Source organism: Burkholderia latens (assembly GCF_001718795.1).
In the GTDB taxonomy this organism is placed as follows: domain Bacteria; phylum Pseudomonadota; class Gammaproteobacteria; order Burkholderiales; family Burkholderiaceae; genus Burkholderia; species Burkholderia latens_A.
Window position 1 is genome coordinate 599,442 of sequence record NZ_CP013435.1, and the last position, 14,886, is coordinate 614,327.

At 65.2% G+C, this 14,886-nt stretch carries 14 protein-coding genes; 10 read left to right on the forward strand and 4 right to left on the reverse strand.

Annotation, left to right across the window (positions count from 1 at the left end; all coding sequences use genetic code 11):
- Positions 1–28 precede the first annotated feature (28 nt).
- From rplU to proB, 4 genes are all read left to right on the forward strand, one after another.
- Positions 29–340, forward strand: a complete 312-nt coding sequence (rplU, locus tag WK25_RS02810; RefSeq protein ID WP_006025184.1) for a 50S ribosomal protein L21 — start codon at positions 29–31, stop codon at positions 338–340.
- Between the two features lie 24 nt (positions 341–364).
- The gene (gene rpmA / locus WK25_RS02815; RefSeq protein WP_006476999.1) at positions 365–628 is read left to right on the forward strand and encodes a 50S ribosomal protein L27; all 264 of its coding nucleotides are present in this window, start codon (positions 365–367) and stop codon (positions 626–628) included.
- 185 nt (positions 629–813) lie between these two features.
- A complete protein-coding gene (gene cgtA / locus WK25_RS02820) occupies positions 814–1,926 on the forward strand; it encodes an Obg family GTPase CgtA (protein WP_040143341.1) in 1,113 nt (370 codons plus the stop codon).
- An 88-nt stretch (positions 1,927–2,014) separates the two neighbouring features.
- A complete protein-coding gene (proB, locus tag WK25_RS02825) occupies positions 2,015–3,133 on the forward strand; it encodes a glutamate 5-kinase (RefSeq protein WP_040143342.1) in 1,119 nt (372 codons plus the stop codon).
- A gap of 111 nt (positions 3,134–3,244) precedes the next feature.
- Here proB and WK25_RS02830 read toward each other — a convergent pair whose 3' ends face one another.
- Together WK25_RS02830 and WK25_RS02835 are read right to left on the reverse strand one after the other, a co-directional pair.
- Positions 3,245–3,853, reverse strand: coding sequence for a CNP1-like family protein (locus WK25_RS02830; protein WP_040143343.1), 609 nt, complete (start codon positions 3,851–3,853; stop codon positions 3,245–3,247).
- Positions 3,854–3,866: 13 nt separating this feature from the next.
- Entirely contained in the window at positions 3,867–4,514 is a 648-nt protein-coding gene (locus WK25_RS02835; RefSeq protein ID WP_040143344.1) for an RNA pyrophosphohydrolase, read from the reverse strand.
- Positions 4,515–4,732: 218 nt separating this feature from the next.
- Here WK25_RS02835 and WK25_RS02840 point away from each other — a divergent pair, with 218 nt between their 5' ends.
- Both WK25_RS02840 and WK25_RS02845 read left to right on the forward strand, forming a co-directional pair.
- Positions 4,733–6,469: a proline--tRNA ligase gene (locus WK25_RS02840; RefSeq protein WP_040143345.1), complete on the forward strand. Its 1,737-nt coding sequence runs from the start codon at positions 4,733–4,735 to the stop codon at positions 6,467–6,469.
- A 21-nt stretch (positions 6,470–6,490) separates the two neighbouring features.
- Complete coding sequence (locus WK25_RS02845) at positions 6,491–7,099, forward strand: MarC family protein (protein WP_040143346.1); 609 nt, start codon at positions 6,491–6,493, stop codon at positions 7,097–7,099.
- Positions 7,100–7,183: 84 nt separating this feature from the next.
- On the opposite strand, the gene WK25_RS02850 is transcribed toward WK25_RS02845, so the two are convergent.
- Both WK25_RS02850 and ffh read right to left on the reverse strand, forming a co-directional pair.
- A complete protein-coding gene (locus tag WK25_RS02850; RefSeq protein ID WP_009688452.1) occupies positions 7,184–7,735 on the reverse strand; it encodes a hypoxanthine-guanine phosphoribosyltransferase in 552 nt (183 codons plus the stop codon).
- 94 nt (positions 7,736–7,829) lie between these two features.
- Positions 7,830–9,197 carry a signal recognition particle protein gene (gene ffh, locus WK25_RS02855; protein WP_040143347.1) on the reverse strand — a complete coding sequence of 456 codons (1,368 nt, stop codon included), beginning with the start codon at positions 9,195–9,197 and terminating at the stop codon, positions 7,830–7,832.
- 89 nt (positions 9,198–9,286) lie between these two features.
- Between ffh and WK25_RS02860 the strand changes: the two genes are divergently transcribed.
- The 4 genes from WK25_RS02860 to WK25_RS02875 all read left to right on the forward strand — a co-directional run bounded on the left by WK25_RS02860 (position 9,287) and on the right by WK25_RS02875 (position 14,558).
- Positions 9,287–10,180, forward strand: a complete 894-nt coding sequence (locus WK25_RS02860; RefSeq protein WP_040143348.1) for a cytochrome C assembly family protein — start codon at positions 9,287–9,289, stop codon at positions 10,178–10,180.
- A gap of 13 nt (positions 10,181–10,193) precedes the next feature.
- Positions 10,194–10,511 (forward strand): PP0621 family protein, encoded by a 318-nt coding sequence (locus WK25_RS02865; RefSeq protein ID WP_069240951.1) that lies wholly within the window; start codon positions 10,194–10,196, stop codon positions 10,509–10,511.
- A complete protein-coding gene (gene ampD, locus WK25_RS02870; RefSeq protein ID WP_040143350.1) occupies positions 10,508–11,098 on the forward strand; it encodes a 1,6-anhydro-N-acetylmuramyl-L-alanine amidase AmpD in 591 nt (196 codons plus the stop codon). The genes WK25_RS02865 and ampD overlap by 4 nt, the downstream gene beginning before the upstream one ends.
- A gap of 466 nt (positions 11,099–11,564) precedes the next feature.
- Positions 11,565–14,558: a ribonucleoside-diphosphate reductase subunit alpha gene (locus WK25_RS02875; protein ID WP_040143351.1), complete on the forward strand. Its 2,994-nt coding sequence runs from the start codon at positions 11,565–11,567 to the stop codon at positions 14,556–14,558.
- The last annotated feature ends 328 nt before the right edge of the window (positions 14,559–14,886 follow it).

Sequence of the window (14,886 nt, forward strand, 5' to 3'; positions counted from 1 at the left end):
AAAAATTGGATCCAGAGTGAGGTTCTCAATGTACGCGGTCATAAAAACCGGCGGCAAGCAGTACAAGGTTGCCGTTGGCGAAAAACTCAAAGTAGAACAGATACCGGCTGACATTGACGCTGAAATCACGCTCGACCAGGTTCTCGCAGTGGGCGAAGGCGAATCGATTAAGTTCGGTACGCCGCTGGTCAGTGGGGCTTCCGTCAAGGCCACCGTTGTGTCGCACGGTCGTCATGCCAAGGTCACCATCTTCAAGATGCGTCGCCGGAAGCACTACCAAAAGCACGGCGGCCACCGCCAGAACTACACTGAGCTGCGCATCGACGCGATCAACGCGTAAGCGCCTCGGTAAAGGAGCAATCAGATGGCACACAAAAAGGCAGGCGGCTCTTCCCGGAACGGCCGCGACTCCGAGTCGAAACGTCTCGGCGTGAAAGTGTACGGCGGCCAGGCGATCAACGCCGGCGGCATCATCGTGCGTCAGCGCGGTACGCGCATGCACGCTGGCGAGAACGTCGGCATGGGCAAGGATCACACCCTGTTCGCGCTGGTCGACGGTCACGTCAAGTTCGCGACCAAGGGCGCGGACAAGAAGCATCTGGTCATCGTCGTCCCGGCGGCTGCCTAAGTCAGGCACCCACGGGCTTCGTAGCCGAAAGGCCCCGCAGTCTTCGCGGGGCCTTTTTTTATTTGGCCGCCGCGCGCAGGTGCGCGCGGGCGGCTGTCGCGCAATAGCGGGACATTGGCCGAATGGCTGATTGTTCAAGCATGCCGGGGCGCGGCACAATAGCGGAAATACTGTCGGAGTGACGAATGAAGTTCATTGACGAAGCACGAATCGAAGTCATCGCCGGCGACGGAGGCGATGGCAGCGCGTCGATGCGCCGCGAGAAATTCGTTCCGTTCGGCGGGCCGGACGGCGGCGACGGCGGCCGGGGCGGCAACGTCTACGCGGTCGCCGACCGCAACATCAATACGCTGATCGACTACCGTTACGCGAAGAAGCATCTCGCGCGCAACGGCGAAAACGGTCGCGGCTCGGATTGCTATGGCAAGGGCGGCGACGATATCACGCTGCGCATGCCGGTCGGCACGGTCGTCACCGACATGGACACCGGCGAACTCATCGCCGATCTGACCGAGCACGGGCAGCAGGTGATGCTCGCGAAAGGCGGCGCAGGCGGTCTCGGCAACCTGCATTTCAAGTCGAGTACCAACCGCGCGCCTCGCCAGAAGACGGACGGCAAGCCCGGGGAGCGCCGCATGCTGCGGCTCGAACTGAAGGTGCTTGCCGACGTCGGGCTGCTCGGCATGCCGAACGCCGGCAAGTCGACGTTCATCTCGTCGGTGTCGAATGCGAAACCGAAGATTGCCGATTATCCGTTCACGACGCTCGCGCCGAACCTCGGCGTCGTGCGCGTTGGCCCGAGCAAGAGCTTCGTGATCGCGGACATCCCGGGGCTGATCGAGGGCGCCGCCGAAGGCGCGGGCCTTGGCCACCAGTTCCTGCGGCATCTCCAGCGCACCGGCGTGCTGCTGCATCTCGTCGATCTGGCGCCGTTCGACGAAAACGTCGATCCGGTCCAAGAGGCGAAGGCGATCGTTGGCGAATTGCGCAAGTATGACGAGGCGCTCTACGAGAAGCCGCGCTGGCTGGTGCTGAACAAGCTCGACATGGTCCCGGAAGACGAGCGCGAAGCGCGCGTCGCCGATTTCCTCGACCGTTTCGGCTGGGATGGCCCGGTGTTCGAGATTTCGGCACTCACCGGCCAAGGCTGCGAAGCGCTCTGCTACGCGATCTACGACTACCTGTCCGAGCACTCGGATGCGCATCGCGCCGCGGAAGAGGAAGACCTGGCCGCCGACGTGCGGTTCCGCGATGCGCCGCCTGCAGACGGCGGTGCGAAGGCTGACGACGACGCCTGAGCGGGCCGCAAACGCACCGGGCGCGGCGCCCGGTGCGCTCATTTAATCGCGCCCGGTCGGGCAGGCATCAGATAGGAGACGGCGCACGATGCGTTCGATCATCGCGGATTCGAAGCGATTGGTGGTGAAGGTGGGCTCCAGCCTCGTGACCAACGACGGCAAGGGGCTCGATCATGCTGCGATCGGCCGCTGGGCGGCCCAGATCGCAGCACTGCGTGCACAAGGCAAGGAAGTGGTGCTCGTCAGTTCGGGAGCGATTGCGGAAGGGATGCAGCGCCTCGGCTGGAGCAAGCGTCCGCGCGAAATCGACGAGCTTCAAGCCGCTGCCGCCGTCGGGCAGATGGGGCTCGCGCAAGTATACGAAAGCCGCTTCACCGAGCATGACATCCGTACTGCGCAGATTCTGCTCACGCACGCCGATCTGGCCGATCGCGAGCGGTATCTGAATGCGCGCTCGACACTGCTCACGCTGCTGCGGCTCGGTGTCGTGCCGATCATCAACGAGAACGACACGGTCGTCACCGACGAAATCAAGTTCGGGGACAACGACACGCTCGGTGCGCTGGTCGCGAACCTGATCGAAGGCGACGCGCTGATCATCCTGACGGACCAGTCAGGGCTGTTCACTGCCGATCCGCGCAAGGATCCGAATGCGACGCTCGTCGCGGAAGCCAGCGCGGGCGCGCCGGAACTCGAGGCGATGGCGGGCGGCGCCGGCTCGAGCCTCGGCCGCGGCGGGATGCTGACGAAGATCCTCGCGGCAAAGCGTGCGGCGCATAGCGGCGCGAATACCGTGATCGCGAGCGGCCGAGAGGCCGACGTGCTGGTGCGGCTCGCGGCAGGCGAGGCGATCGGCACGCAGCTCGTCGCGCGCACCGCGCGGATGGCGGCGCGCAAGCAGTGGATGGCCGACCACCTGCAAGTGCGGGGGCACGTCGTGATCGACGCGGGTGCGGTCGAAAAGCTGACTGCGGGCGGCAAGAGCCTGCTGCCGATCGGTGTGACGGGCGTGCAGGGCGCGTTCGCACGCGGCGAAGTGATCGCGTGCGTCGGTCCGGACGGGCGCGAGGTGGCGCGCGGTCTCACCAACTACAGCAGCGCGGAGACGAAGCTGATCCACCGCAAGCCGAGCGGCGAGATCGAGACGGTGCTCGGCTACATGCTGGAGCCGGAGCTGATTCACCGCGACAACCTCGTGCTGGTGTGACCGTCCGGCGTCGTGCACGACCGCTGACGCCAGACGTCCCGAAGCGACAAAAAAGCCCGCGTTACGCGGGCTTTTCGTTGCGGCGACGGAGCTGACCCCGCGTTGCGGTGCTCAGCGCAGCTGACTCATCGCGGTGCGATGGAACTTGATGTTTTCCAGAATCTGCGCGGTCGTGCCCTGCGGCATCTTGTTCGCGCAGAAGTAGTCCTGATACAGCGCCGAGTGGTACGCGTTCAGCTCGCCGTTCTCGATGCGCCGCCAGTCGTTCTCGACTGTGCGGTCCCAGCCGTCATGATCGGCATTCAGGCCCGCATACTGGCGCCATTCATAGGTGTCGCAACGGATGCCTTCGTAGTTCACGTTGCGCGCGCCCGCCGGGCTCGTGACGACCACTGCATAGCGCACGACGCCATCGGTGCCGACCGCGAGCGACTTCGCATCGACGAAGAACTTGAGCGGCGTGTTCTGCGATACGTTGAACGGCAGCAGGTCGGCTGCTTGCGGCAGCGGCGGCAGCGTGTCGACCGGGTTTTCCTTCCAGTTGCCCTGGCGGTCCAGCAGGTACACGAACTCGCTGTCATCCTTGTTGGTCGGCGTCTTCGAATTCGCGCAACCGGCCAGCGTGGCCACCGCGACGACCGATGCGAGCGCGAGAGCAATCGCTTTCAATATGCATTCCTCGTAAAAAAAGGGCGCGACACCAAGGTCGCGCCCGGTCATGCAGTGTGACTCGTCATTTGCCGACGATCTCGCGGGGCGGCATCTCGTCGAGCGTGCTCGCCTCCACTTCGATCTCGGAACAGACCACCGATGTGTCGACAATCGTCAGCGTCTGCTGGGCCTGCGAACCGATCACGCGCGGATAGCGCGACGGACGCGGCCCACGCGGCTTTTCGGCTCGCTGCGCCGGGCGGCGCAGGAAGCGCGACAGTTCCGTCAGCGCCAACTGATAGACATCCCGCTTGAACTCGATCACCGCATCGAGCGGCACCCAATACTCGTTCCAGCGCCACGCATCGAACTCCGGGTGGTCGGTCGCGCGCAAGCAAATGTCGCAGTCGCGTCCGACCATCCGCAGAAGGAACCAGATCTGCTTCTGGCCGCGGTAATGACCGCGTACTTCGCGTTTGATGAACTTGTCAGGCACCTCGTAACGCAACCAGTCGCGAGTGCGGCCGATTATCTTGACGTGTTCCGGATGCAGGCCCGTTTCCTCGTGCAATTCCCGGTACATCGCCTGCATGGGGGTCTCGCCGTACTTGATCCCACCTTGAGGAAACTGCCAGGAATGCTCGCGGAGCCGCTTGCCCCAAAACACCTCGTTGCGCGCGTTCAAGAGGATGATGCCGACGTTCGGGCGAAAGCCTTCACGATCCAGCATACAACCACCTTCGAATCCTTTAAAATTGCTTTGATTATAAACAGATAACGGGCGCTGCGCACCGTGACGGAGCGAATCCGCGCGGGGTGCATCGGCTGAATTGTCCCTGATTTGTCTGCTACGTCATCTGCGCCATCGTCGTCCGTCGCGCGCAGCTTTTTCACCTTGAAACTTTTTCGGGCGCTCCGCGTTGGGGCGCCGCATTTGGAACCGTCCGCATGAAAGCTTCCCGTTTCTTTATCGGCACCCTCAAAGAGGCACCCGCCGACGCAGAGATCGTCAGCCACAAGCTGATGGTGCGCGCCGGCATGATCCGTCGTGTCGCCGGCGGCATCTACAACTATCTGCCGATCGGCCTGCGTTCGATTCGCAAGGTCGAGGCGATCGTGCGCGAGGAAATGAACCGGGCAGGCGCCATCGAGCTGCTGATGCCGGCCGTGCAACCGGCCGAGCTGTGGCAGGAATCGGGCCGCTGGGAGCAGTACGGCCCCGAATTGCTGCGCTTCAAGGATCGCAAGGACAACGACTTCGTGATCGGGCCGACGCACGAGGAGGTCGTCACCGACATCGCGCGCAACCAGATCAAGAGCTACCGGCAGATGCCGGTGAACTTCTACCAGATCCAGACGAAGTTCCGCGACGAGATCCGTCCGCGTTTCGGCGTGATGCGCGGCCGCGAATTCATCATGAAGGACGCGTATTCGTTCGACAAGGATGCGGCGGGCCTGAACGAGTCGTATCGCAAGATGTACGACGCGTATGTGCGCATCTTCACGCGCCTCGGTCTCGAGTTCCGCGCGGTCGCGGCCGACAGCGGCTCGATCGGCGGCAACTTCTCGCATGAATTCCACGTGATCGCCGATACCGGCGAGGACGCGATCGCCTATTGCCCGACGTCCGACTTCGCGGCGAACATCGAAGCGGCCGAAGCGCTGCCGCTGATCGCCGAACGGGCGGCGCCTGCCGAAGCAATGGAGAAGGTCGCGACGCCCGGCAAGGCGAAGTGCGAAGCCGTTGCCGAACTGCTCGGGATTCCGCTCGAGCGCACGATCAAGTCGATCGTGCTCGCGACCGACAACGAAGGCGCCGAGCCGACCATCTGGCTCGTGATGCTGCGCGGCGACCACGACCTGAACGAGATCAAGGTGTCGAAGCTGCCGGGGCTGAAGAACCACCGCTTCGCGACCGAGCAGGAAATCGTCGAATGGTTCGGCACGCCGCCGGGCTATCTCGGCCCGGTCGGCACGAAGAAGCCGGTCAAGGTGATCGCCGATCGCACGGTCGCGAACATGAGCGACTTCGTCGTCGGCGCGAACGAGGTCGACTATCACATCGCGGGCGTGAACTGGGGCCGCGACCTGCCGGAGCCGGAAGTCGCCGACGTGCGCAACGTGAAGAAGGGCGATCCTTCGCCGGACGGCAAGGGCGTGATCGACATCTGCCGCGGCATCGAGGTTGGCCACGTGTTCCAGCTCGGCACGAAGTACTCGGAAGCGATGGGCGCGACGTTCCTCGACGAGTCGGGCAAGCCGCAGCCGATGCTGATGGGCTGCTACGGCGTCGGCGTCACGCGCATTCTCGGCGCGGCGATCGAACAGAACTTCGACGACAAGGGCATCATCTGGCCCGAGTCCATCGCGCCGTTCGAGGTCGTGCTGTGTCCGATGGGCTACGACCGCAGCGACATGGTTCGCGAGGCGGCCGACAAGCTTTACGCGGAACTGAGCGCTGCCGGCATCGATGTCATCCTCGACGATCGCGGCGAGCGCCCGGGCGTGATGTTCGCCGACTGGGAACTGATCGGCGTGCCGCACCGTCTGGTGATCGGCGAGCGCGGCCTGAAGGAAGGCAAGATCGAGTATCAGGGCCGCCGCGACGCGGAAGCGACGCTGCTGCCGGCCGACGCGGCCGCGGCGACGGTGACGGAGAAGATCCGCGCCGCGCTCGCGCGCTAAGCACTGCAATCGGGAGACACGGTGGAATACACCTTCCTGTCGGCCACCGTGCTCCTCGTGCTGATCACGGATCCGCTCGGCAACATCCCGCTGTTCATCACGGCGATGCGGGATGTGCCGCGCGAGCGGCGCGTGAAGCTGATTTTGCGCGAAGTGGGGATCGCGTTCGTGATCCTGCTGTTCTTCATGGTGGTCGGCGACCGATTCCTGCGAATGATGAGCCTTACCGACCTGTCGCTGCGGCTCGGCGGCGGGATCGTGCTGTTCCTGATCGCGCTGCGAATGATCTTCCCGCATCCGGACGGCGCGCTCGGCAGCGATCCGCGCGCCGGCGGCGAACCGTTCATCGTGCCGCTCGCGATTCCGGCGCTCGCCGGGCCGTCCGCGCTTGCGACGGTGATGCTGCTGACCTCGCAGGCGCCCGGCAAGATGTTCGAGTGGGTCGGTGCGCTGACGGTCACGATGATCGTGTGCGCGATCACGCTGGTGCTGGCCGAAAGGATCCAGGCGTGGCTCGGCGAGCGGACCGTCGCGGCGTTCGAGCGGCTGATGGGTCTCGTGCTCGTCGCGATCTCGGTCGAGATGCTGCTGGCGGGCATTCGCGCGTTCGTCCACCAGTTGCAGCCGTAGCGCGGGCGGCGCGGCCGGCCGACAAAAAAAGCGGCGCCCCGGGAAACCGGGGCGCCGCTTTTCGTTATGGAGCGGGCAGGGCGGTCAGACGTTCGCGGTCAGCGCGCGGATCGTCGGCAGGTTGCGCCAGTAGCCCTTGGCGTCCATCCCGCACCCGAACACGTAGCGGTCCGGCACCGAGAAGCCGCAGAAGTCCGGGTGCAGCGGTTTTGCTTTCGCGAGCGTTTTCTCGCACAGCACCGCCGACATGAAGCGCTTCGCACCCATGTCGAGGATGCGGTCGCGGATCGCGGCCATCGTTTCGCCTTCGTCGAGGATGTCGTCGAGCACGAGCACGATGCGGTCCTTCACCGATTCGCGCGGCGCGACGCGCCAGTGCATTTCCGGGCTGCCCTGCGTCGTATTGCGGTAGCGGGTCAGGTGGATGTAGTCGAATTCGAGCGGGAAATCGAGATGCGGCAGCAGCATCCCGGTAAACACCGCGGCGCCGCCCATCACCGAGAGCACGAGCGGGAACGCGTCGCCGATCTCGGCGCGGATCGCGTCGGCCATCCGGGCGATCGAGGCGTTGACGGCGTCGGCCGAGACGATCTCTTCGGAGTGGTCGAAAATGTGGAGGGCTTCTTCGCGGTTCATGTGTTCTGGCGAGCGGTCGGTATACGAATAAGGATGAGGCAGAACGGGCGGCGCGCGCTACGGCAAAAACCCGCGCGCCGGCCGGCGGGCGGAATCAGCGCATGCCGGGCATCATGCCCTTCAGGCCGCGCATCATCTTCTGCATGTTGCCGCCCTTCAGCTTCTTCATCATCGTACGCATCTGGTCGTACTGGTTCAGCATCCGGTTGACTTCCTGCACCGGCACGCCCGCACCGGCCGCAATGCGGCGCTTGCGCGTCGCCTTGATGATCTCGGGTTTCGCGCGCTCCGCGGGCGTCATCGAGCTGATGATCCCTTCCATCCGGCGGATCGACTTCTCGGCCTGGCTCATGTCGGCGCCGGCCGCCGCCTGCTGGAATTGCGCGGGCAGCTTGTCCATCAGCGACGACAGGCCGCCCATGTTCTTCATCTGCGAGATCTGCGCGCGGAAATCGTTCAGGTCGAAGTCGCCGCCTTTCTTGACCTTGTCGGCGAGCTTCTGCGCGGCCTGCACATCGACGCCGCGCTGCGCTTCCTCGACGAGCGCGAGGATGTCGCCCATGCCGAGGATCCGGTTTGCCATCCGGTCCGGGTGGAACACCTCGAGGCCGTCGAGCTTTTCGGCGACGCCGACGAACTTGATTGGCTTGCCGGTGATGTGGCGCACCGACAGCGCCGCCCCGCCGCGCGAGTCGCCGTCGAGCTTGGTCAGCACGACGCCGGTGAGCGGCAGCGTGTCGTTGAACGCCTTCGCCGTATTGACCGCGTCCTGGCCAAGCATCGCGTCGACGACGAACAGCGTTTCGGCCGGCTTCAGCGCGCCGTGCAGCGCGGCGATTTCCTGCATCATCGCTTCGTCGATGCCGAGGCGGCCTGCCGTGTCGACGATCAGCACGTCGTGGTAATGGCGCTTCGCCCAGTCGACGGCCGCGAGCGCGATGTCGACGGGCTTCTGGTCTGGCGTCGACGGGAAGAAGTCGGCGCCGACCTGTTCGCTCACCGTTTTCAGCTGCATGATCGCGGCCGGGCGATAGACGTCGCACGACACCGTCAGCACCTTCTTCTTGTATTTCTCGCGCAGCAGTTTCGCGAGTTTGCCGGCGGTCGTCGTCTTGCCGGCGCCCTGGAGGCCGGCCATCAGGATCACGGCCGGCGGCGTGACCGCGAGATTCAGCTCGGCGGCCTTGCCCTCGTAGTCGCCGCCGATCACGGCGGTCAGTTCCTTCTGCACCACGCCGACGAGCGCCTGGCCCGGCGACAGGCTGCTGATCACTTCCTCGCCGAGCGCCTTTTCCTTGACCTTGGCGATGAATTCGCGGACGACGGGCAGCGCGACGTCGGCCTCCAGCAATGCGAGACGCACCTCGCGAAGCATCTCCTGCGTGTTCGCCTCGGTGAGCCGGGCCTCGCCGCGCAGCGTCTTGACGACGCGCGCCATCCGTTGAGTGAGATTGTCGAGCATGGGGAGCGATGGACAGTGGGGCCCGAAGGCGCAACGGAACCGAACAAAGGGAGCCGTCGCGGGAAGGGGGCCTAGTGTAAACTTCGAACATGGATATTGTACTGTATGCCCTCACCGCATTCCTGTACGGCGGCCTCGCCGTCGCAGGCTGGCGCACGCACCGTCAGGGCGCGGCGCCGCTCGTTGCGAGCGTGCCGGCGGTGCCGATGCCGGCCTCCGCCGCGTCGGGGATGAGCGGAGCCGGCCGCGCGCTGCTGTTCGCAGCGCTCGTCGCGCACGGCGTGCTGCTGCACATGACGATCTTCCCGCACGACGCGATGGTCTTCGGCTTCGCGTTTGCGCTGTCGGCGATGTTCTGGCTCGGCGCCGGCATCTACTGGATCGAGAGTTTCTTCTTCCCGCTCGACAGCCTGCGGCTGCTCGTGCTGCCGCTCGCGTGCGGCGCGTCGCTGCTGCCGCTGGTGTTCGGCGGCGTGCGGGTGCTGCCTTATGCCGCAGCGCCGCTGTTCAAGCTGCACTTCCTGATCGCGAACATCGCGTACGGCCTCTTCGCAATCGCCGCGCTGCACGCGGTGCTGATGCTGATGGTCGAGCGGCGCCTGCAGTCGCTCAGAAGCGGCGGGCGCGACGGCTCGACCGGCTGGATCGCGAGCTGGCTCGAAACGCTGCCGCCGCTGCTCACGCTGGAAAAACTGCTGTTTCGCCTGATCGGCGCCGGCTTCGTGCTGCTGACGCTCACGCTCGCATCGGGGATCCTGTTCAGCGAGCAGGTCGATGCACGCGCACTGCGGCTCGACCACAAGACCGTGTTCGCGGTGCTGTCGTGGCTGATGTTCGGCGGCCTGCTGGTCGCGCGCAAGACGTCGGGCTGGCGCGGGCGCGGCGCCGCACGCTGGGTGCTCGTGTCGTTTGCCGCGCTGCTGCTCGCGTATGTCGGCAGCCGATTCGTTTTCGAGGTGCTGCTGCACCGCTCCGTGGTTTGAACGCAGGTTTCCGATGCGACAGATTCTTCTCCTGATACTTCTCTTCTTTGCGGGCTCGTGGCTTGCGCGCAAGCTGCGCCAGGCCCAGGAGCACGCGCAGGCGCGCACGGGCCGCGCGGACGGTTACGACGGCGCCCGTGGCCACGGCGGGGCCGGCGCGTCGGGGGCGAACGGCGACGCTCGCTCGCTGCCCGAACCGATGGTGCGCTGTGCGGAATGCGGCGTGCATGCGCCGAAGGGCGACGCCGTCGCCATGGGCGGCGAGTATTTCTGCAGCACCGAGCACGCGCAGCGCCACGGCGCCCGCGCGAACGGCCACGACGCCCGATGAGCGACGCGGCGCTGCTGTCGGTCGATGCGAACGGCTGGGTGCGCGACGCGCGCCACGCGCCGTCGCCGAATTTCGAGGCGCGGCCCGCGGGCGCGGTGCCGACCCTCGTCGTCATCCACAACATCAGCCTGCCGCCCGGCGAGTTCGGCGGCGATGCGATCGAGGCGCTGTTCCTGAATCGTCTCGACTGCGATGCGCACCCCTATTACCAGAGCCACCTGCGCGGCGTGCGCGTGTCCGCGCATTTCCTGATCCGCCGCGACGGCGAGCTCGTGCAGTTCGTGTCGTGCGACGAGCGCGCATGGCACGCCGGCGCGTCCGAGTTCTTCGGCCGGCCGCGCTGCAACGACTTCTCGATCGGCATCGAGCTCGAAGGCGCTGACGACGTGCCGTTCGACGCCGCGCAGTACGCGACGCTTGGCGTGCTCGCACGCACGCTCGCCGCGCGCTACCCGATCGATGCGGTGGCCGGTCATTCCGACGTCGCGCCGGGCCGCAAGACCGATCCCGGCCCGCACTTCGATTGGCAACGCTTTGCACGCGATGCCGGCTTTTCGGCCGAATACTTTCCTTTCCGTCAGCACTGAGCGCAGGGTTTTTGAGCCGGAGAAATTTTTTTTTCCGACCAATGCCTTGTCACGTCTGCGCCTGCGCGGGGCAGGGGTGATGTCAAGGCCTCCAGCGCAAATTCTCCGTTTTGACCTCGTCCGAATGTCCACTATACTTGGTGCCGATTGAGCAGTTCTGTACTAGATATAGTGTGTGTCGCAGGGAAAACCCGAGCGGCACCGGCCGGCGGCCAACGCCGGCGGACAGGGTTCTCAGGGCGACGCGCCAGGCCGGGCGGTCCGGGCGTCGCGATCAAGCGCAGCGAACTTCGACGGGGCGGGGTATACATGACGAAGCACACGACCGGACCGGTTGTTGTCGCGCATCGGCCGGCCCGGCCTCCCCGACGCATCGCTCGCCTCTTACCGCTCGCGCACCGCATCGCGCAGCGTTCGTTTTAATCCGCGGTTCTCTCCGCACCATCCAACACCAGGAGCTTTGCACATGCAAACCACCGACAACGCGACGTCCCAGTACGAGAGCGCCTCGAGCCGTCCGCTCGGCGGGACCGAACAGGGCGCGCAGGCGCTCGCGCCGCAGGCCACGTTCGCCGACTACAAGGTGATCCGCCGCAACGGCAGCGTGGTGTCGTTCGAGCCTTCGAAGATCGCGATTGCGGTGACCAAGGCTTTCCTGGCCGTCAACGGCGGGCAGGGCGCGGCATCGGCGCGCGTACGCGAACTCGTCGAGCAGCTCACGCACAACGTCGTGCGCGCGCTCGTGCGCAGCCGTCCTAACGGCGGTACGTTCCATATCGAAGACATCCAGGACCAGGTCGAACTCGCGCTGATGCGCGGCGGCGAGCACAACGTCGCGCGCGCGTACGTGCTGTATCGAGAGAAGCGCCATCTCGAGCGCCAGCATGCGGGCGAGGAAGCGGCGGCAGCGGGCGGCGAGTCGAGCACCGGCATCAACGTCGTCGACAACGGCGTCACGCGCCCGCTCGACATGAACGCGCTGCGCGCGCTGATCGTGTCGGCATGCGACGGTCTCGGCACCGCGGTTAACCCTGACCCGATCGTCGCGGAAACGGTGAAGAACCTGTACGACGGCGTGCCGATGAGCCAGGTCTACGACTCGGCGATCCTCGCTGCGCGCACGATGATCGAGAAGGATCCGGCGTACAGCCAGGTCACGGCCCGCATCCTGTTGCACACGATCCGCCGCGAGATCCTCGGCGAGGAAGTCGTCCAGGCCGAGATGTCGGCCCGCTACGCGGAATATTTCCCGCAGTTCCTGAAGCGCGGCGTCGACGCCGGCCTGCTCGACGACAAGCTGCTGCAGTTCGATCTGAAGCGTCTCGGCGAAGCGCTCGACGCGAACCGCGACCTGCAGTTCGGCTACCTCGGCTTGCAGACGCTGTACGACCGCTACTTCCTGCACGTCGACGGCACGCGCATCGAAATGCCGCAGGCGTTCTTCATGCGCGTCGCGATGGGCCTGTCGCTGAACGAGATCGACCGCGAAACGCGCGCGATCGAGTTCTACAACGTGCTGTCGAGCTTCGACTTCATGAGCTCGACGCCGACGCTGTTCAACTCGGGCACGCACCGCTCGCAGCTGTCGTCGTGCTACCTGACGACGGTCGCGGACGACCTCGACGGCATCTATGAAGCGCTGAAGGAAAACGCGCTGCTGTCGAAGTTCGCCGGCGGTCTCGGCAATGACTGGACGCGCGTGCGTGCGCTCGGCTCGCATATCAAGGGCACGAACGGCAAGTCGCAGGGCGTGGTGCCGTTCCTGAAGGTCGTCAACGATACGGCGGTCGCGGTCAACCAGGGCGGCAAGCGCAAGGGCGCGGTGTGCGCGTACCTCGAATCGTGGCACCTCGACATCGAGGAATTCCTGGAGCTGCGCAAGAACACCGGCGACGATCGCCGCCGCACGCACGACATGAACACGGCGAACTGGATTCCCGACCTGTTCATGAAGCGTGTGATGGAGGGCGGCGAATGGACGCTGTTCTCGCCGTCGACGTGCCCGGACCTGCACGACAAGTTCGGCGCGGAGTTCGAGGCAGCTTACACGGCTTACGAAGACAAGGTCGCGCGCGGCGAGATCAAGCTGTTCAAGAAGATCCCGGCGCAGCAGCTCTGGCGCAAGATGCTCGGGATGCTGTTCGAGACGGGCCACCCGTGGATCACGTTCAAGGATCCGTGCAACGTGCGCTCGCCGCAGCAGCACGTCGGCGTCGTCCACTCGTCGAACCTGTGCACGGAAATCACGCTGAACACGAGCGACACCGAAATCGCGGTGTGCAACCTGGGTTCGGTCAACCTCGTCGCCCACCTGGTGAAGCAGGCCGACGGCAGCTACGCGCTCGACCACGACAAGCTGAAGCGCACGATCAGCGTCGCGATGCGCATGCTCGACAACGTGATCGACATCAACTACTACGCGGTGCCGAAGGCGCGTAACTCGAACCTGAAGCACCGTCCGGTCGGCATGGGCATCATGGGCTTCCAGGACTGCCTGCACCTGCTGCGCACGCCGTACGCGTCGCAGGCGGCTGTCGAGTTCGCCGATCGTTCGATGGAAGCGGTTTGCTACTACGCTTACTACGCGTCGACCGAGCTGGCCGAGGAACGCGGCCGCTACTCGAGCTACCGCGGCTCGCTGTGGGATCGCGGCATCCTCCCGCAGGACACGCTGAAGCTGCTGGCGGAAGCGCGCGGCGGCTACGTCGAGGTCGACACGTCGGAGTCGCTCGACTGGACGGCGCTGCGTTCGCGGATCGCGACGCACGGCATGCGCAACTCGAACTGCGTCGCGATCGCGCCGACGGCGACGATCTCGAACATCATCGGCGTGTCGGCGTGCATCGAGCCGACCTTCCAGAACCTGTACGTGAAGTCCAACCTGTCGGGCGAGTTCACGGTGGTCAACGAATACCTCGTGCGCGACCTGAAGGAGCGCGGCCTGTGGGACGAGGTGATGGTCGCCGACCTGAAGTACTTCGACGGCATGCTGTCGCGCATCGACCGCATCCCGGCCGATCTGCGCGCGATCTATGCGACCGCGTTCGAAGTCGACCCGACGTGGCTGGTCGAAGCTGCATCGCGTCGCCAGAAGTGGATCGACCAGGCGCAGTCGCTGAACATCTACATGGGCGGCGCGTCGGGCAAGAAGCTCGACGAGGTCTACAAGCTCGCATGGCTGCGCGGCCTGAAGACGACGTACTACCTGCGCACGATGGCGGCGACGCACGTCGAGAAGTCGACGGTCGCGCACGGCGCGCTGAACGCAGTGCCGACGAGTGGTGGTTCGGGCAGCGGCGGCGCGCAAGGCGCAGCAGGCGGCTTCGGTGCGGCGGGCGGTGATGCGTCGTCGGGCGCGCTCGGCGCGGCTGCAGCACTTGCGCCGGTCGAAGCGGATGGTCCGGTGTGCACGATGCGTCCGGGCGATCCGGGCTTCGACGAGTGCGAAGCGTGCCAGTAACGCAGCGCGCATGACCTGAAGAAGGTTCGGGCGGCGCGCACGGCAACCGATCGAGGTTGAAGTGTGCGCCGCTCTCTACTAAAAAAATGATAAGGAATCTGTAACGCGACATCTGCGTTGCAAGCAGTGACAAGCGATCGAAACATCCCCGACGACGTCGCGTTTCGATCAGCGTTCGATGCGTCGAGCGCACCTCGCGATACATGCGCGACACGCGTCGCGCTCTGCATGAACGACGATGCGTTGCTCAAAGTGTTGTATCGAGGTCGCAACGCGAATCGAAAAAAGGATTTTTCGTGAGCGAACCCTTTTATCGCTCAGGAAAAGA